At 71.7% G+C, this 17,387-nt stretch carries 16 protein-coding genes and 1 tRNA gene; 3 read left to right on the forward strand and 14 right to left on the reverse strand.

Annotated elements, in window-relative coordinates:
- Window positions 1-41: 41 nt before the first annotated feature.
- The 6 genes from E1166_RS06560 to E1166_RS06580 all read right to left on the reverse strand — a co-directional run bounded on the left by E1166_RS06560 (window position 42) and on the right by E1166_RS06580 (window position 5,741).
- Window positions 42-2,570 (reverse strand): bifunctional diguanylate cyclase/phosphodiesterase, encoded by a 2,529-nt coding sequence (locus E1166_RS06560; protein ID WP_132336640.1) that lies wholly within the window; start codon window positions 2,568-2,570, stop codon window positions 42-44.
- A 70-nt stretch (window positions 2,571-2,640) separates the two neighbouring features.
- Entirely contained in the window at window positions 2,641-2,793 is a 153-nt protein-coding gene (locus E1166_RS30775) for a hypothetical protein (protein WP_165942728.1), read from the reverse strand.
- Between the two features lie 424 nt (window positions 2,794-3,217).
- Window positions 3,218-3,448 carry a zinc-binding dehydrogenase gene (locus E1166_RS06565; protein ID WP_279433212.1) on the reverse strand — a complete coding sequence of 77 codons (231 nt, stop codon included), beginning with the start codon at window positions 3,446-3,448 and terminating at the stop codon, window positions 3,218-3,220.
- Between the two features lie 799 nt (window positions 3,449-4,247).
- Complete coding sequence (locus E1166_RS06570) at window positions 4,248-4,781, reverse strand: GDSL-type esterase/lipase family protein (RefSeq protein ID WP_132336644.1); 534 nt, start codon at window positions 4,779-4,781, stop codon at window positions 4,248-4,250.
- A gap of 289 nt (window positions 4,782-5,070) precedes the next feature.
- Window positions 5,071-5,304, reverse strand: coding sequence for a hypothetical protein (locus E1166_RS06575; protein WP_132336646.1), 234 nt, complete (start codon window positions 5,302-5,304; stop codon window positions 5,071-5,073).
- A gap of 353 nt (window positions 5,305-5,657) precedes the next feature.
- A tRNA-Tyr gene (locus E1166_RS06580) sits at window positions 5,658-5,741 on the reverse strand.
- A 147-nt stretch (window positions 5,742-5,888) separates the two neighbouring features.
- Between E1166_RS06580 and E1166_RS06585 the strand changes: the two genes are divergently transcribed.
- Entirely contained in the window at window positions 5,889-6,383 is a 495-nt protein-coding gene (locus E1166_RS06585) for a YajQ family cyclic di-GMP-binding protein (protein ID WP_132336648.1), read from the forward strand.
- A 236-nt stretch (window positions 6,384-6,619) separates the two neighbouring features.
- Here the strand turns inward: E1166_RS06585 and E1166_RS06590 are convergent, their stop codons facing one another.
- The 8 genes from E1166_RS06590 to E1166_RS06625 form a co-directional block, all read right to left on the reverse strand.
- Complete coding sequence (locus E1166_RS06590; protein ID WP_132336650.1) at window positions 6,620-7,879, reverse strand: MFS transporter; 1,260 nt, start codon at window positions 7,877-7,879, stop codon at window positions 6,620-6,622.
- A gap of 156 nt (window positions 7,880-8,035) precedes the next feature.
- Window positions 8,036-8,914, reverse strand: a complete 879-nt coding sequence (gene htpX / locus E1166_RS06595; RefSeq protein WP_132336652.1) for a zinc metalloprotease HtpX — start codon at window positions 8,912-8,914, stop codon at window positions 8,036-8,038.
- A 146-nt stretch (window positions 8,915-9,060) separates the two neighbouring features.
- On the reverse strand, window positions 9,061-10,521 hold the full coding sequence (locus E1166_RS06600) for a proton-conducting transporter membrane subunit (RefSeq protein WP_132336654.1): 1,461 nt from the start codon (window positions 10,519-10,521) through the stop codon (window positions 9,061-9,063).
- A 43-nt stretch (window positions 10,522-10,564) separates the two neighbouring features.
- Window positions 10,565-12,067 (reverse strand): NADH-quinone oxidoreductase subunit M, encoded by a 1,503-nt coding sequence (locus tag E1166_RS06605; protein ID WP_132336656.1) that lies wholly within the window; start codon window positions 12,065-12,067, stop codon window positions 10,565-10,567.
- A gap of 40 nt (window positions 12,068-12,107) precedes the next feature.
- On the reverse strand, window positions 12,108-14,039 hold the full coding sequence (locus tag E1166_RS06610) for an NADH-quinone oxidoreductase subunit L (RefSeq protein ID WP_132336658.1): 1,932 nt from the start codon (window positions 14,037-14,039) through the stop codon (window positions 12,108-12,110).
- Complete coding sequence (gene nuoK, locus E1166_RS06615) at window positions 14,036-14,461, reverse strand: NADH-quinone oxidoreductase subunit NuoK (RefSeq protein ID WP_132336660.1); 426 nt, start codon at window positions 14,459-14,461, stop codon at window positions 14,036-14,038. Before nuoK ends, E1166_RS06610 begins: the two co-directional genes overlap by 4 nt.
- On the reverse strand, window positions 14,458-15,048 hold the full coding sequence (locus E1166_RS06620) for an NADH-quinone oxidoreductase subunit J (protein WP_132336662.1): 591 nt from the start codon (window positions 15,046-15,048) through the stop codon (window positions 14,458-14,460). Before E1166_RS06620 ends, nuoK begins: the two co-directional genes overlap by 4 nt.
- Window positions 15,048-15,638, reverse strand: coding sequence for an NADH-quinone oxidoreductase subunit I (locus tag E1166_RS06625; RefSeq protein WP_132336664.1), 591 nt, complete (start codon window positions 15,636-15,638; stop codon window positions 15,048-15,050). Before E1166_RS06625 ends, E1166_RS06620 begins: the two co-directional genes overlap by 1 nt.
- Before the next feature lie 94 nt (window positions 15,639-15,732).
- Here E1166_RS06625 and E1166_RS06630 point away from each other — a divergent pair, with 94 nt between their 5' ends.
- Both E1166_RS06630 and E1166_RS06635 read left to right on the forward strand, forming a co-directional pair.
- Entirely contained in the window at window positions 15,733-16,308 is a 576-nt protein-coding gene (locus E1166_RS06630) for a Uma2 family endonuclease (RefSeq protein WP_132336666.1), read from the forward strand.
- Window positions 16,309-16,412: 104 nt separating this feature from the next.
- A partial coding sequence (locus E1166_RS06635; protein ID WP_132336670.1) for a glutathione S-transferase C-terminal domain-containing protein occupies window positions 16,413-17,387 on the forward strand: 975 nt, incomplete at its 3' end.

The raw sequence follows: 17,387 nt of genomic DNA on the forward strand, positions 1-17,387 counted from the left end.
CGGGCACGAAATCGACTCCCCTCGTACGGCCTCCGCCCTGGTCAGGGCACCACCCGCAGGCGCGGCAACTCGTCGCCGTGCAGCGTCTCCGGGTCCACCTGGGCACCGAACCACGCCTCCAGTCGCTCGTACGGCAACGGACGGCTGAACAGGAAACCCTGGCCGATCTCACAGCCGATGTCCTGCAGCAACTCCAGCGTCAACTCGCTCTCCACCCCCTCGGCCACCACGGCCAGCCCGAACTGCTGGGAGAGGGTGACCACCGCGTTGACAATCGCCAGGTCACCGGGGTCGGTCGCCATGCCCTGCACGAACGAGCGGTCCACCTTCACCTCGTGCACCGGCAGTTGGCGCAGGTGGGCCAGGGACGAGTCACCGGTGCCGAAGTCGTCCACCGAGAGCCGTACCCCGAGATCCCGCAGACGGCGCAGGGCGGGGATCGGCCGGTCCGTGCCGTCCAGCACCCCCGACTCCTTGATCTCCAGCGTGAGTCGCTGCGGCGGCACGCCGTACTCGTCGAGCAGTTCCCGGACCCGGGCGGGAAAGTGCTGGTCGGTGAGCGTACGGGCAGAGATGTTCACCGCCACGGCAAGCGCCTGGTCGGCGTTGCCCCAGTCCCGGCTGCGGCGCAACCCCTCGCGGAGCACGACCTCGGTCAGCCGACCCATCTGGCCGGTGTGCTCGGCCACCGGGACGAAGTCGTCCGGTGCGACCGTGCCGTGCGCCGGATGCTCCCACCGGGCCAGGCACTCCACCCCCACCAGCCGGCGGTCCCGCAGGGTCACCTTGGGCTGGAAGTAGACGTCCAAGCCGCCCTCGTCCAGCGCCCGGCGCAGGTCACCGGCGAGCCCCAGCCGGCGCAGCGACCGGGACTCCAGCGCGGGATTGAACAGCTGCACGCTGCCCGGCACCGACTTCGCCGCCGTCGCCGCCAGGTCCACCCGCTGCAACAGCGTCGCCGCGTCGCTGCCGTGCTCCGGATGGACCGCCACGCCGACGGCCGTGTCGACGTCCAGGGTGAGCGCGTCGAAAACCATCTCGTCTCGGATCTGTTCGCGGATCTGCCCGGCCAACTCCAGGGCCGCCTCGGCGCTCTCCAACCGAAGTGTGACCAGGAACTCGTCCCCGCCGGCTCGGCCGACCAGTGCGCCGGCGGGCGCGTACGCGCGCAACCGGTCGGCGACCTCGACCAGGACCTTGTCCCCGGCGGCGTGCCCGAGCGACTCGTTGACCCGCCGCAGCCGATCCACGTCGAACAGCAGCAGCGCCACCACCTCGCCCGGTGCCCTGATCTTGACGGCCTCGTCCAGTGCCGCGGTGATCCGCCGCCGGTTCGGCAGCTTGGTCAGCGCATCGTGGTACGCGTCATGCCGTAGCCGGTCGACCAGGCGGGAATTCTCCAGCGCGACCGCGGCGTGCGCGGCGACCGTCTCGAAGACGGGGATGTCGGCGGAGGTGAAGTGGTTGGTGTCGCTGAGCCGGTTGACCACCTCGAGGGTGCCGATCACCGCCTGCCCGGACCGCAGCGGGGCGACGATCAACTCTTTGACGGGGTGGTCACCGACGACGGTCCGCTGGTCGACCTCGGTGCCGAGCCGGCGGCCCGCGGTCGCGGTCTCCCCCGTCCGGCGTACCTGTTCCCGGATCTCCATCGGCGCCGGCGCGAAGTCCAGCAGCCCCGGGTCATCGACCCGGGCGGTGAGCAGCACCTCCGGGTGCCGGCCCTGCGGCGGGAGCCAGAGCGTGGCGAACTCCGCCTGCATCAGGCCGCGGACCCGGCCGAGCAGAGCGTCGACGAGCGTGCCGTCCTGGCCGCTCTGCGTCATCGCCCGGGTCAGTTCGTACAGGTCACTCAGCGTCCGGTGCTGGCGGAAGAACCGCGAGTACGAGTGATAGACCAGGGTGACCGCGACCGCCACCGCCGCGAGCAGCAGGCTCGCCCACGCGTTGCTCTCCACCACGATCAGGACGACGAGTCCGATGGCGACGTTGACCGCCGGGGCGAGCAGTGTCGGCGCCGCCGCGCGGACCATGTCCCAGCCCGCCTGCCAACCCTGGATCAGACTGATCACTCCGCTGACCGCGGCGAGGGCGAACAGCGTGTAGGTGCCGACCGCCACGAAGAGCGCGCCCCAGGTGACCGGCCCCACCCCGTCGATGGGCGGCAGGGCGAGCAGGACGAGGCTGGCCAACGAACCGGCCGCCCCCGCCTTGGCGATGTTGAACCAGGTCTTCGCGGCGCTGATCCGCCGGCGTAGGTGACCGATCCCCGCCGCGAGGGTCACGACGATGATGACCGACGCCGGTTCGAGATAGTAGAAGACGAGGACCAGCGGAATCTCGGTGAGAGTGACCGAGAACGTGTGCCGCCGTACGACGAAGTGCAGGACCTGGGTCCCGGCGGTGACCATCGTGACCAGGAGGAGCGCTCCCGGCAGCAGATCGCCTGGGCCCGGTGGCCGGAAGGCGAGAAGCACGGCGCAACAGGCGACGGCGAAAAGGGCCAGCGGGCCGGTGATCAGCCAGGCCGAGTCGGTCGGCCTACGTGCCGGGGGTTGACGCCGAGCCATCCCGCTCCCTCGTAGGCTCGCCCGGGCCGCCCGGGCACGTGTGTACGAGCGGCCCTTCAGGGACGAACGGTCACCTGACGACGGCCTGCGTCACGGCGGCCGTCCAGTCGTAGTCGAGCATCGGCTCGCCGCTGAAGGGAAGAACCCCGAGAGCGAGCGCAGCCAGGGTGAGTGTCGCGAGAGTCGTGCCGAGCAGCCGGCCAAGCCTACGACGACCAGACATCAGTACGCTCCTGTCGGCAGGGGGGAAGACGATGGAGATTCCACGATGGTGCCACAGGCGCATCGGGCGTGAGAAGTCGTGACGGCCGAGGTCGGACCGCCCGCGCCGGAAGAGCGAACCGTCCGGTTGCCGACAATGGGCCGTGTGGCCAGGTCATTCCCGGCCCGGCCAGCCCTCCCCGGGCGGGAGAAACGACCAAGGTCGCAAAGGGGTGGTACCGAGCATAGCGGCACGTCTCGCCTGACGGAAGAGTCGACCCACGGAGAGCCATCTGATCGCCACTGGATGACACATCGACCACCATACCGTTCGCTGCCGTCCTGAGTCAGGCCCGCAAGGCCCTCCCCGACCACTGCACCCTCTTCCGCCGGCCGACCAACCCTGCGCCGCATCAGTCGTCGGCACGACGGGCCGGGCCTCACAGTCAAACCAGGAGCAGAGTCTTACCCAGGCCGTTGCGGGCCTCGATCACGGCATGCGCATCGGAGGCGCGCTCCAGCGGAAAGGTCTGCCCGATGACCGGCCGAACCCGGTCCGCCACCGCGTACGACATCATCTGCTCGGCCCACCGCCGCATATGGGGCCCGAACCCGAAGAGCTGCTCGATCCCGATCACCTCCACTCCGCGCTGTCGCGCCTCCCCCGGATCGATCACAGTGGCGGAGCGCCAGCCTTGGCACAAGCCACCACCCTGCTGTGTTCCCTACAAGCAGGGTGGGAAGTCGAAACCTCTATTACCGCGAGCCTCGTCCTCACGGCGGCCATGGTGATCACGATCGCAGCCGGAACGGCCGTAGGCCGCGACCAAGCGCGCATGTAGACACGGAAGCTCCCTCCACCACAGCTCGTGGATAGCCGGAAACCGAGCATGCGCCGGTTCAGCCGGACCTCCGCAGGATCAACGCCGACAGTTCCTGATCAGGATTCCTGCTGTTCAGGAACCTTTGGTGCACATGATGGCGGGGAGAGGTCTCGAACCTCTGTAGCTTTCGCGACGGATTTGCAGGAGGGCCGCCCACCATCTGCCCCCGGACGGAGGACCGCCCGATACCGCTGCTCAACGATCGACAACTCCACCAGCGCCAATCCCGACCTCCCCAGCCCGCGATGACCGCAACCATCACGCGATGAAGGCAACCGCAATCGATCATGTCAGGCATGTAGTGGGACGGGGAGTGTCAAGCATGTCCCGTGACAAGACAATCGCCTCCTGTGATTGTGATCCGACAGGAGAGGTGCGACGGATCTCCGTCACCTGAAGTACGACAGATGGTCTAGGAAGCCGAGGGTGCCGTCCCTGGGGCGGCTGGTTCAAGGTAGGACACCGCCGACAGCCGATAGCGCTGGGCTCGCGGCTGCGGTTGTGGGTCGCAGACGAAGGTCCGTGGCTCGGCGTTCCCGAGCCGGGGCCGGTCGTCGTGTGCCGGCAGGACGTTATCGGGCCGGCTGACCGGTCACCGGGACATGGTGTCGAGCGCTGCGGCGATCTGCGGTACCAGGGCCTCGTAGGTCGCGCGCGACAGGTGCCTGCCGTCGGGATCGAACGCGGCCGACCCGAGCCGGTCGGTCACCGCCCGCACCTCGATCGCCGTACCGCCATGCGTCGTGACCAACTCGGCCAGCACCGCGGCGTACTCCTTTATCAGGGCGTTGACCTCGCCGGTGTCGAACGGCCCGTGCGCGCGAGCCACGCCCGGCGGCACGAGGGCGACCCACCGACCCCCGCGTTCCAACTCTCGGGTCACGTTCTCCCGGAAGAGGTCTGGGGAGCTCGAGTAGTCGGGATGGCTGTCGCTACTCCCGATCGACAGCACGACCGCGTCATACGCCGCCGGATTCCGATCGCCGACCTGGCCGCGCAGGGACCCCGACCAGGCGCCACCAACAGCCCGAGACTCGACATCGGCACCGAAGGCGACCGGCATCAGGTCCGGGTGCTGGTTCTGGAGCAGCACGAGGTTGCTGTCACCGAGCAGTAGAACAGTCATGCGAGCATCCTGCCCCCGGCCACCGACATTTAGCCTCGGTGGCCGGCCAGACTGACCGATCATGAACCACTGTCGCGCATCACCTGGCGGAAGACTGTCGCGCACCTCCCGACGGAGCACGGGCTCCTGTCCGAACGGTTTGCTGAATTGTCCTAGTGATGATCAAGGCACCGCGCTCCGCGCGGTGCGGGGCGGCAAGCCCGGCCGGCGGCAAGCCGCCCCGGCCGCCCACGGCGCCGGGGCGGTCAGCCACCGACAGCCGCCGGGACCCGCCCCGCAACAGGCACAGTCAGTCCAGGACGAGCTCGTCAGGGTAGCGTTCACAAAGCGCGGCAACCGCACTCCGCAAGCAGTAGTCCAGGCTGTTGCCGTCGCACCTGATCGACGCCCCGCCGAGCCGCTGGCCCGAGATCACCACCGTCCAGGGCTTGTGGTCCCGCTCCCCGTCAATCTTGACGATCCCAACCAGGCCCAGCTCCCCCAGGCGCGCCAGCAACTCCGGCACCCGCTCGTCCCACCCCATCCACGGATTGGACCACGAAGCCCGCTACGAAAGCCGTCGCCCCAGCCTCCGTCGTGGTCGGGGCTTCCGGCTGCCGCGCCAGTCCAACCCCGGGACTGGCTTGCCCCCCGGACCGCCTCCCGCAGCCGCCGTGGACCGCCAGCCAACGCCCCTCAGCCAGCCCGTACGCCCGCGCCGGGCAGCTACCCACCCGAGACCCCGGGCGGGAGCCACCAGACCGCCAGAAGCAAGATCAACCCGCCCACGATCTGCCCACAACCAGTCGTTAACCGCTGGACGCAGCCGGACTCCACCGAACGAGCGACAACGGCCCCTGATCAGCATTCCTGCTGGTCAAGGGCCGTTTCTGCACCTGGTGGCGGGTAGAGGATTCGAACCTCTGTAGCTTTCGCGACGGATTTACAGTCCGCTCCCATTGGCCGCTCGGGCAACCCGCCAGGGCGTGCCACCGCGCGTCGCGCAGCAGCGGAGCCAAGGATAGCGGTTGCTCCCGGGTACGTCGCAACCGGGTACCGTCAGGGGGTCGCACCGCTGCTCAGCGGGGGACATACGAGCACAGACCGCCGGACAGCAGGAGCATGAGCATGGCAGCGAACCCGTCGTTCGACATCGTGAGCAAGGTCGACCGCCAGGAGGTCGACAACGCCCTCCGTCAGGCGGAGAAGGAGCTCGCGACGCGGTTCGACTTCCGGGGCACCGGCGCCGAGATCTCCTGGTCGGGTGAGGAGGCGATCAGCCTCCAGGCAGAGACCGAGGAGCGGGTCCGGGCCGCCCTGGAGGTCTTCAAGGAGAAGCTGGTGAAGCGGAACATCTCGCTGAAGTCGCTGGACGCCGGTGACCCCCGCGCCTCGGGGAAGATTTTCAAGATCGACGCCAAGGTGATCCAGGGCATCGACTCCGACAAAGCCAAGGCGATCAGCAAGAAGATCCGCGACGAAGGCCCCAAGGGCGTGCAGGCCCAGATCCAGGGCGACCAGCTGCGGGTCACCGGCAAGAAGAAGGACGACCTCCAGGCCGTCATCACCCTGCTCAAGGGTGAGGACTTCGGCGTCGCCCTCCAGTTCACCAACTACCGGTAAGCCCCGACCGCCGGCCGGCTCCCCGGGCCGGTCGGCGGGCGGACCCAGCGGCGCGCGCTCCGCTCAGCGCGAGAAGATCAGCAACAGCAGCACGGTCAGGATCGCGCTCACCAGGATCGAACCAAGGCAGCCGATCCGGTTCGAGAAGAAGAGGAACATGATCGCCGGGGTACCCGTCACCCCGACCCGCACACCTGACGGCTACCCCGACAGCAGCAAGGCAGGCCAGAAACCGGTCAGACCGCAACCGGTTGCTCGACGCGTACCGCGTCGGCCTCCGCTCGGGCGATCGGCCCGGCCGGCAGGGCGGCGACCCCGGCCCCGACGGCGACCGCCGCCCCGGCGAACAGGAACGCCCAGGTCGTCCCGCCGCCGTGGTCGACGATCAGTCCGGCGACGGCACCGCCCGCGGCGCTAGCCGCGACCGACATGGTGACGACCCAGGTGTACGCCTCGTTCAGCATGCTCGTCGGGGCGATCCGCCCGACCAGGGTGTTCTCCAGGGTGAGTGCGGGCGCGATGGTGGCCCCACCGGCCACCAGGGCAATGCCGAGCGCCAGTGGGGTGGGCATCACCGCGAAGACCGCGAAGCTGCCGGCCACTGCGCCGAGCAGCCAGGCGAACTGTCGGGTCATGGCGGTTGACGGCTCGCGCAGGCCGAACCAGAGGCCACCGAGGGCGCTGCCAACGCCCCAGACGGCCAGCAGCAGGCCGGCGAGGCTCTCCGGGTCGCCGCCGGTGGACCGGTCGGCGGCGAAGGCCGGCACCGTCACGCCGGCCGCTCCGAACGCGATGCCGAGGCCGGCGACGCAGACCAGCAGGGCGGGGAAGCCGCCGACCCGGAGCGGGCCGAGCCCTCGGGCGTGGTGCTCACGCGGATGTGGCCGCCAGCCACGCATTACCTGCCCGAGTGCCACCGCCGTGGTGCCGACCAGGGTGACCACGGCGGCGCCGACGAGTGCGGCGGCGGCGTCGGCGACCAGCACGAAACCGGCCACCAGCAGGGGACCGAGCACGAAGACGAGCTCGAAGAGCGTGGTCTCCGCGGCGAGCGCCGTGTTGCGCAGGTGGTACCGGCCGGAGGCCGGGTCGGTGAGGTCGTTCCAGGCGCCCCGCAGCGCCGCGGTCAGCGGCGGGTACGTGGCGCCGGCCAGACCGGCGGCGAGGTAGATCGCGATGTTGCCCCGGTCGGCACGGCTGGCCCAGAGCAGCCCGGCCAGGGCGAGCGGGTGGGCCACGGCGGTGGTCAGCAGGACCGGGGTCGGGCCGAGCCGGTCGGCGATCCGGCCGGCGACCGGGCTGAACGCGGCCCCGGAGAGGGCGTAGCAGCCGCCGGCGACGGCGGCCAGCGAGTATCGGCCGGTCACCTGCTCCACCACCAGCAGCAGCGCCAGTGGCGTCATGCCGATCCCGAGCCGCCCGAGGATGCCGAGGAGCAGCAGCACCGGCGCACCGGGAATCCGCCAGACGCCCAGGTACTGGCGCAGTGCGACCACGGCCGACCTCCGGAAGGGGGTAATGGGTGAGAAGCCGTGCCGACCCTAACGCCGGGGTGCCGCCGCCGGGAACCGATTATGCCGGTATACGCCTGTGCGCAGCGCGATCCGCCGGGGCCGGCGAACCGGCCCCGGGCGGATTCGGGCTCTACGGGGTCAGCGCTGGAACCGCACCGGGCCGCTGTTGACGGCCATCTGCTCCAGCCGGGCGACCCGCTCCTCCATCCGGGGGTGGGTGGAGAAGAGCGCCGCGATGGCACCACCCCGCTTGAACGGGTTGTCGATCATCAGGTGGGCGGTGCTGGTCAGCTGGCCCTGCGCGGGCAGCGGACGCATCTGCGTACCCATGTGGATCTTCCGGAGCGCGCTGGCCAGGGCCAGCGGGTCCCGGGTCAGCTGGGCACCGGAGGCGTCGGCCTGGAACTCGCGGCTGCGGCTGATCGCCAACTGGATCAGGGTGGCCGCGATCGGCCCGAGGATCAACGTGAGCAGCAACACCGCCGGGTTCGGGGCGTCCTCGTCGTCGCCGCCACCCAACGGGATGAACCAGGCGATGTTGGCCAGCATGGTGATGATGCCGGCCAAACCCGCCGCCACACTGGAGATCAGGATGTCCCGGTTGTAGACGTGCGACAGCTCGTGGCCGATCACGCCGCGCAGCTCGCGGTAGTCCAGGATCTCGGTGATCCCCTGTGTCACGCAAACCGCCGCGTTCTGCGGGTTACGCCCGGTGGCGAACGCGTTGGGCTGCGAGGTGGGGCTGACGTACAGCCGAGGCATCGGTTGCCGTGCCTCGGTAGCCAACTCCCGGACCATCCGGTACAGCTCGGGGAATTCCGCCTCGCTGACCGGCTGCGCCCGCATCGACCGCAGCGCGAGCTTGTCGGAGTAGAAGTAGGTGATGCCGTTCATCAGCAGCGAGACGATGACGGCGATGACCAGACCACCGCTGCCGCCGAACCAGTAGCCCACCGCCAGGATCAGCGAGGTGAGCAGGCCGAGCAGCGCGGCGGTCTTCAGACGGTTGTGATGCACGGTCACTCCTTCGGTGCGCGGGTCGCGGGACCCGCCGACCCGTACAACATCACCGGTACCCCGCAACCATCCTGCTCATGACTGGGAGTTGCCTGGAGCATCCTGTGCGCCCGCTGGGAGCGCGGCCACCGCCTGTGGGGCAGTGGTCAGCCGGCGGCGAGGGCCAGGACCAGTTGGGGAGCGAAGCCGAGCACCACGGTCACGGCGGTCGCGACCGCCAACGCCGCGCTCACCGGCCAGGCCGGTCGGCCGGCCGGGACGGCGTGGGCGGCGTCGGCGTAGAGGACGGCGGTGAGACGCAGGTAGTACGCGAGACCGACCACCGCGTTGACCGCCACCACCAGGGCCAGCCAGCCCGCGCCGCCGTCCAGCACCGAACGGACCACTATCACCTTGGCGAAGAGGCCGGCCAGGCCCGGTGGCAGCCCGGCCAGACCGGTCAGCGCCAGTACGAACGCCGCACCGATCCAGGGCTGCCGGCGGGCCGCGCCGCGCAGGTCGTCGAGCGTGCCGCCGTCCGTGCCCACCGGCCGCAACGCCACCAGCGCCGCGAACGCGACCAGTTCCAGCGCCACGAAGAAGACCGCGTACGCGACCACCGCCGCGTAGGCGGTGGCACGGGCGTCCGCGGTGCGGCCGGTGGCCAGCGCCAGCGCGCCCAGCGGCGCCAGGATGTAGCCGGCCTGAGCCACCGACGACCAGGCCAGCAACCGGACGGTACGCCGCTGGCGCAGCGCCACCAGGTTGCCGACGGTCATGGTGAGCACGGCCAGCCCGGCGAGCACCGGGCCGGTGACCTCGGCCGGCAACGCCCGCTGCACCACGGCGAGCAGCGCGACCACCCCACCGAGTTTCGAGGCGGTGGAGAGGTACGCCGCCACCGGCAGCGGTGCGCCGTCGTAGGTGGCCGGGGCCCAGGCGTGGAACGGCACCGCCGCCACCTTGAAGCCGAGCCCGGCCACCACCAGCGCGACCGCGGCGGTCGTCAACGGCAGGTCGCCGGCGGCGCCGAGCAGCGCACCGAGCCGGTCGAGGTGCAGAGCGCCGGTGACCGCGTACAGCAGCGCCGCGCCGAGCAGGGTCAGCGTGGTCGCCACCACGCTGACCACGAAGAAGGTGACCGCCGCCTCGGCGCTGGCGAGGCTGCCCCGACGCAGCCCGACCAGGACGTACAGCGGCAGGGTGAGGGTCTCCAACGCGACGATCAGGGTGATCAGGTCACCGGCCGCGCCGAGCACCACGCCGCCGGTCATCGAGCAGGCGAGCAGGAAGCAGTACTCCCCCACCGGGGTCGGGCCCGTGCCCAGCAGCGGTCCGGAGAGCCCGAGCACCCCGAGGGTGAGCAGACCGAAGACGGCAGCGACCAGAGCCGCACGAGCGTCGAACACCCAGGAGCAGTCGCCCCCGACGCAGAAGGTGCGCCGGGTTCCCACCGCGCCCACCGCCGCCGCGCCGGCCACCGTGGCGATGGCGCCCGCGGCGGCCACCGCCACGGTCGCGCCCGCCCGGGCCAGCAGCAGGTCGGCCAGGAGCACCAGGACGGCGGTGCCGGCCGCCAGGTACGCCGGCAGCAGCGCCACGTTGTCGACGCTCTGCACCAGACTCATGCCGCCCACTTCCGCCGCACCTCCACCAGGCCACCGCCCGCGCTCATGGGAGCACCGCTGTCAGGGCGTCCACCGGAGCGGTGGCGTAGCCGAGCACCAGTGCCGGTACCAGCCCCACCGCCAGGGCCAGCAGCACCAGCGGCGTCCAGGCGGCCAACTCCGCCCCGGCCAGGCCGGGGGCGACCCGGGCCACCGCCGGGGTGGGCCGCCCGTGGGTGACCTGCCGCAGCAGCCGCAGAAAGTACGCGGCGGTGAGCGCGCCGCCGATCGCGGCCAGGACGGCCAGCGTGGTCCAGAGCCCACCACCGCGTTGGACGGCGGCGACGACGGCGAACGCCTCCCCCCAGAAACCGGCCAGCCCGGGCAGGCCCAACGAGGCGACCGCCGCGAAGCCGAGCAGCCCGGCGAGCCGGGGCGCGGTCTCCCGCAACCCGGACAGTTCGGCCAGCGAGCCGGTGCCGGTGCGGTCCTTGATCGCGCCGGCGAGGAAGAAGAGCAGGCCGGTGATCACGCCGTGCGCGATGTTGCCGATCAGCGCGGCCTGGATGCCGGTGGCGGTCAGCGTGGCCACCCCGAGCAGCACGAAACCCATGTGCCCGACGCTGGAATACGCGATGAGCCGCTTCAGGTCGTCCTGGGCGAGGCAGACCAGCGAACCCACGATGATCGCGGCGACGGCGAGCACGCCGAGCACCGGGGCAGCCCACCGCGCCCCCTCCGGCGCCACCCCGACCGCCATCCGCACCAGACCGTACGTGCCCATCTTGAGCAGCACCCCGGCGAGGATGACACTGCCCACGGTGGGGGCCTGGGTGTGCGCGTCGGGCAGCCAGGAGTGCAGCGGCCAGAGTGGGCTCTTCACCGCGAAGGCGAGCGCCAGCAGGGTGAACGCGGCCAGTTGGGTGCCCCGGGACAGGCCCGTGCCACCGGTGAGGGCCACCACGTCGGCGGTCCCGGCGTCGGCGACCACCACGAAGACGCCGACGAGCAGCAACACGGAACCGAGCAGGGTGTAGAGCGCGAACCTGCGGGCCGCCCGCCGCCGCCCGTCGCCGCCCCAACCCGCGATGATCGCGTACATCGGCAGCAGGACGACCTCGAAGAAGACGAAGAACAGCACCAGATCCAGGGCGAGGAACGTACCGAGGATGCCGACCTCGACCACCAGCAGCAACGCCACCAGGGCCCGGCCACTGCCGCCCGCCGGCACCCGCCAGACGGTGTAGCCGCAGCAGAGCACGGTGAGCAGCGCGGTCAGCACCACCAGCGGCCAGGAGAGGCCGTCCACCCCGAGATGGAAGCGCAGGTCGAGGCCCGGCACCCAGGGCAGGTCGAGCCGGTGCCAGGGCAGCACGGCCGGCGCCGGGCCGTAGCCGACCCAGCCACGGTCGCCGACGGCCAGCAGCACCGCGGCGACCAGGGTCAGTCCGGCGACCGCCGTACCGACCAGCCGGGCGGCCCGGTCCCGGGGGGTCGCCGCCACCAGCACCGCCCCGACCGCCGGCAGCGCCAACACCGCGACCAGCAGGAACTCTCCGAAACTCACGGTTTCCCCTCGGCTCGCGACTGCGCGGCTCGCGAAACGGTCATGGCGCACCACCGATCAGGACGGCCGCGAGGCCGATCAGCAGGGCTCCGGCGAGCACCGCGCCTGCCGCGCGAGGCAGTGCCGCCCGGTGCCCCGCGGCGAGTACGCCACCGAGGCCGCGCGCCGCGCGTCCGGTGGCCTCCACCAGCCCGTCCACCCCGACCTCGTCCCCGGTACGGGCCAGCCGGGCCAGGGCGGTGACCGGTCGTACGACCAGGGCGTGCTGGACGTCGTCGAGCCGGAGCGCGCGGGCGAACACCGGCCGCAGCGGGCCCAGCACGGTCGCCGGGTCACCTGCCGGCGCCCGCCGCCAGCCGGCCCAGGCCAGCGCCGCCCCGACCAGCAGCAGCACGGTGGGCAGCACCAGTTCCGGACCGACGTGCACGAGCAGCACGTCGTCCGGCGGCACCGTCGGCGCCACCGGGAAGAGCAACCGGTCGGCGAAGGGCTGGACGAAGCCGGCCAGCCCCAGCAGCGCCGCCGCAACGGCCAGCAGCAGCACCGGCCAGCGCATCGCCGCCGTCGGATCGTGCGGACGCAGCAGCGGCAGCCGGCGCTCGCCGAGGAAGGTACGCAGCAGCAGGCGGGTGGCGTACCAGGCGGTGACCACCACCCCGAGCAGTCCGGCCAGCCAGACCAGCCAGCCCACCCAGGCCGGGGCCGGTCCGGTGCCGTCCAGCGCGGCGGCCCGGGCGACCGCGAGTACGCCGTCCTTGCTCCAGAAGCCGGACAGCGGCGGCACCCCGGCCAGCGCGCCGAGCCCGACCAGGGTGCACCAGAAGGTGACGGGCATGTCCCGCCGCAACCCGCCCATCCGGGACATCAGGGTGGTGCCCACGGCGTGGATCACCGCACCGGCGGCGAGGAAGAGCAGCGCCTTGAAGGCGGCGTGGGTGAGCAGGTGGAACAGCGCGGCGGCCGGCGCACCGACGGCGAGTGCCCCGGTCATGTACCCGATCTGGGAGACCGTCGACCAGGCGAGCACCCGTTTGAGGTCGTCCTGCGCGGTGGCCGCAAGCGCGCCCAGCAGCAGGGTCGTCGCGCCCAGCACACCGAGCACGGCCAGCGCCACCGGAGCCGCCTCGAACAGCGGGAAGAGCCGGGCGACCGCGTACACGCCGGCGGCGACCATGGTGGCCGCGTGGATCAGCGCGGAGATCGGGGTGGGGCCGGCCATCGCGTCGGGCAGCCAGGTGTGCAGCGGGAACTGCGCGCTCTTGCCGGCCACCCCGGCGAGCAGCAGCAGGCAGGCGACGGTGAGCGGGCCGGTGGCGTGGTCGTGGGCGAGCACGTCGGCGATCCGGAAACTGCCCGCCGAGACGCCGAGCAGCGCGATGCCGAGCAGGAAACCGACGTCCCCCACCCGGGTCACCAGGAACGCCTTCATCGCGGCGGCCGGCGCCTCGGGCAGCCGCCGGTCGTGTGCGATGAGCAGGTAGGAGCAGAGCCCCATCACCTCCCAGCCGACCAGCAGCAGGATCAGGTCACCGGCGACCACCACCAGCAGCATCGCGGCGGTGAAGAGGCTGATCTGTGCCGCGTACGGCGGGTAGCGGTGGTCCACCTCGACGTCGTCGTGCGGCCCCCGGCGCAGGTAGGCGGTCGAGTACACCTGCACGGCCAGGGCGACCGCCGCCACCGCCACCGCCACCAGCACGGCCACCCCGTCCAGCCGGACACCCAGGGTGACCCGCAGGCCACCCAGGTCGATCCAGGTGGTCGAGGTCTCCACCGGCTCGCCGACCCGGGCCAGCAGGGCCAGCGCGACGACCAGCGCGCCGGCCGCGCCCGCCACACCCAGGCCGATCGCCGCCCGCCGGGCCCGGTCCTGCCCGGTGGTCGCGCCCTTCGGCGACGGTGGCAGCAGCAACCCGGCCAGTCCCGCGACCAGCGGTACGGTCGGCAGCGCGACCCCGAGCAGCCCGGTCACCGGCTTTCCTCCGTCCGGTCGGCGGCCCCGGCGTCCGTGCCCGGGCCGTCCACACCGACGCCACCGTGCGCCGTGGCCGCCCGGGCACCCGGCCCGGCGGCGAGGACCGGTGCCGGTGGCTCGGCCAGCGGGACCTCGTCGACCGCCACACTGGCGCGCATCCGGTAGAGCTGGAGCACGATGGCCAGACCGACGCCGATCTCGGCGGCGGCCAGCACGATCACGAACAGCGCGAAGACCTGCCCGCCGTGCGGCAACACGGCCCGCGCGGTGGTGTCCGCGGTGACCAGCACCAGGTTGACGGCGTTGAGCATCAACTCGACCGCCATCAGCACCAGCACCGCGTTGCGCCGGCGCAGCACGCCGTACACGCCGAGGCCGAACAGGAACGCGGCGGTGAGGTACGGGATGACCGGCCTCACCCGCGACCGCCCTCGTCGACGGCGCCGGCCACGGCCCCGGGGGCCGGCGTCGCGGCGTTGCGGTCCGGACCGCCGGACGTGGCGTCGGGGCGGCGGCCGATGTCGGGACGCGAGAGCACGATCGCCCCCACCAGAGCGGCCAGCAGCAGCACCGACAGCACCTCGAACGGCAGCACCCAGGCGCGGAACACCTGCTCGCCGAGGCGTTCGGCGGTGCCGGCGGCGGGCAGCTCCACCCGGGACCAGCGGAACGCGTCCACCAGCAGCACGGCCAGCCCCAGCCCGGCACCGCCGCCGATGAGGGCGGCGGGCCAGCCGGGACGGTCCAGGTCGTCGGAGGCGCCGATCGGGGCGCGGGTCAGCATCACCGCGAACAGCAGCAGCACCACCACCGCGCCGACGTAGATCAGCACCTGCACCCAGGCCACCAGCTCTGCGGTGAGCACCAGGTAGTCGCCGGCCAGCGCGCCCAGGCAGACCACCAGGTAGAGGCCGGCCCGGACCAGGTGCTTCGTCGCGACCACGAGCACCCCCGCGCCGACCGCCACCGCGCCGAGGGCGAGCAGCAGAACGTCCGCCCCGGTCATCAGGTCGTACCCCGGTCGGCGGCGGGGCCCGGCTCGGGGCGTACCCCGGTGGGAGGGCTGCTGGGGGCCGCGGCCTTGCGCGCGGCGGTGGCCTCCTCCTTGGCCGGCTCGCCGTTGCGGTCGTGCGCGGGCGGCGGTGGGACGGTGCCCATCCACTCGCCGAGGTGGTCCTTGTCGTGCAGCAGGTCCTTGATGTCGTACTCGGCGTACTCGAACTCCGGCGACCAGTAGAGCGCGTCGAACGGGCAGACCTCGACGCAGATGCCGCAGTACATGCAGAGCGAGAAGTCGATGTCGAACTTGTCGAGCACGTTGCGCTGGCGGGGGCGGGCGGCCCCGGGCACCGCCACCTCCTCCTTGTGCGAGTCGATGTAGATGCACCAGTCCGGGCACTCCCGGGCGCAGAGCATGCAGACCGTGCAGTTCTCCGCCAGCAGCGCGATCACGCCCCGGGAGCGGGGTGGCAGCTCGGGGGCGACGTCCGGGTACTGCTGGGTGGTCGACCGGCTGGTCATCGTCTTCAGGGTGACCGCCAGGCCCTTCACCAGCCCCGTGCCGGGAAGACCGCTGCGCTCGCTCATGCCGCTCATCCTGCCCTGTGGCCCCGGCGCGCGCGACCACCACCCGGCCCTTCCCGGCGTTATCGTGAGCACGGGGAGAACGACCACCGGGAAGGACCGGTCGATGACCGCCGCTATGCACGACGAGTTTCCGCCGCCGGGTGAGTGGACGACCGACGACCTCGACCGCCTGCCCGACGACGGCCGCCGCCGTCCCGAGCTCCTGGACGGAAACCTGCTGATGTCGCCCTCCCCCAGGCGACTCCACCAGTCCATCGCCGGCCGCCTGATGGCCGCTCTGGAGGAGACCTGCCCCGCCGACCTCGACGTCACCCAGGGCGTCGAGGTACGGATCTCCCGCCGCCGGTCCTTCATCCCCGATCTGCTGGTCACCGAGCTGGACGCGTCGGTGCGCAACCCGTCGCAGTACCGGCCGAACGAGGTCCTGCTGGTGGTCGAGATCGTCTCCGAGGGCTCGCGCAGCATTGACCGGGTGCTCAAGCCCGCGCTGTACGCCGAGGCGGACATCCCGTACTTCTGGCGGATCGAGACCGAGGCGGGAATCGTCGTGCACGCCCACAAGCTCGACCCGGTCAAGCAGATCTACGTCGAGCAGGCGCGGATGACCGACGGCATCCTGCTGCCCGAGCCGTGGGAGATGGACATTCCGCTGGCCCGGATCACGCCCCGGGGCCGCTGAGCGGGCCACCAGGGAGCGGCGTGATCCAGCTCGCTCGCCGAGCCGACCGGCCGGTGATCGGCGAAGATGAGGGGGCGACGGCAGGCGGGACACCAGGGGGCGACGTGGGCGAGACGACCGGCGGGAAGTACGTCGAGCCGGGTGGCGAGTTCACCCGGGACCAGCGCTACATCGCCACCCGGATCACCGCCGACGGCCGGGACGGCTGGCCGGTGGAGCCCGGCCGGTACCGGTTGGCGGTCAGCCGCGCCTGCCCGTGGGCCAACCGGTTGATCATCGTCCGGCGGCTGCTCGGGTTGGAGGACGTCATCTCGATGGCGGTGGCCGGTCCGACCCACGACGCCCGGAGCTGGACCTTCGACCTGGACCCGGACGGGCGCGACCCGGTGCTGGGCATCGAGCGTCTTCAGGAGGCGTACTTCGCGCGGTTCCCCGGCTACGAGCGGGGGATTACCGTGCCGGCGCTGGTGGACGTGCCGACCGGGCAGGTGGTCACCAACGACTACGCGCAGATGAGCCTGGACCTGTCGACCGAGTGGACGGCGTACCACCGCAAGGGCGCGCCGCAGCTCTACCCCGAGCACCTGCGCGAGGAGATTGACGAGGTCAACGCGGTGGTCTTCGCCGACGTGAACAACGGCGTCTACCGGTGCGGCTTCGCCGGCAGCCAGGACGCGTACGAGCAGGCGTACCACCGGCTCTTCGAGCGGCTGGACTGGTTGACCGAGCGGTTGTCCGGGCAGCGGTACCTGGTCGGCGACACGATCACCGAGGCGGACGTGCGACTGTTCACCACCCTGGTCCGTTTCGACCCGGTCTACCACGGCCACTTCAAGTGCAACCGGCAGAAGCTGTCCGAGATGCCGGTGCTGTGGGCGTACGCGCGGGACCTGTTCACCACCCCCGGCTTCGGGGACACCGTCGACTTCGACCACATCAAGCGGCACTACTACGAGGTGCACCGGGACATCAACCCGACCGGCGTGGTGCCGGTCGGCCCCGACCTGGCGAGCTGGCTCACCCCGCACGGCCGGGAGGAACTCGGCGGGCGGCCCTTCGGCGACGGCACCCCGCCGCCC

The sequence above is a fragment of the Micromonospora sp. KC213 genome (assembly GCF_004348325.1).
GTDB lineage: Bacteria > Actinomycetota > Actinomycetes > Mycobacteriales > Micromonosporaceae > Micromonospora.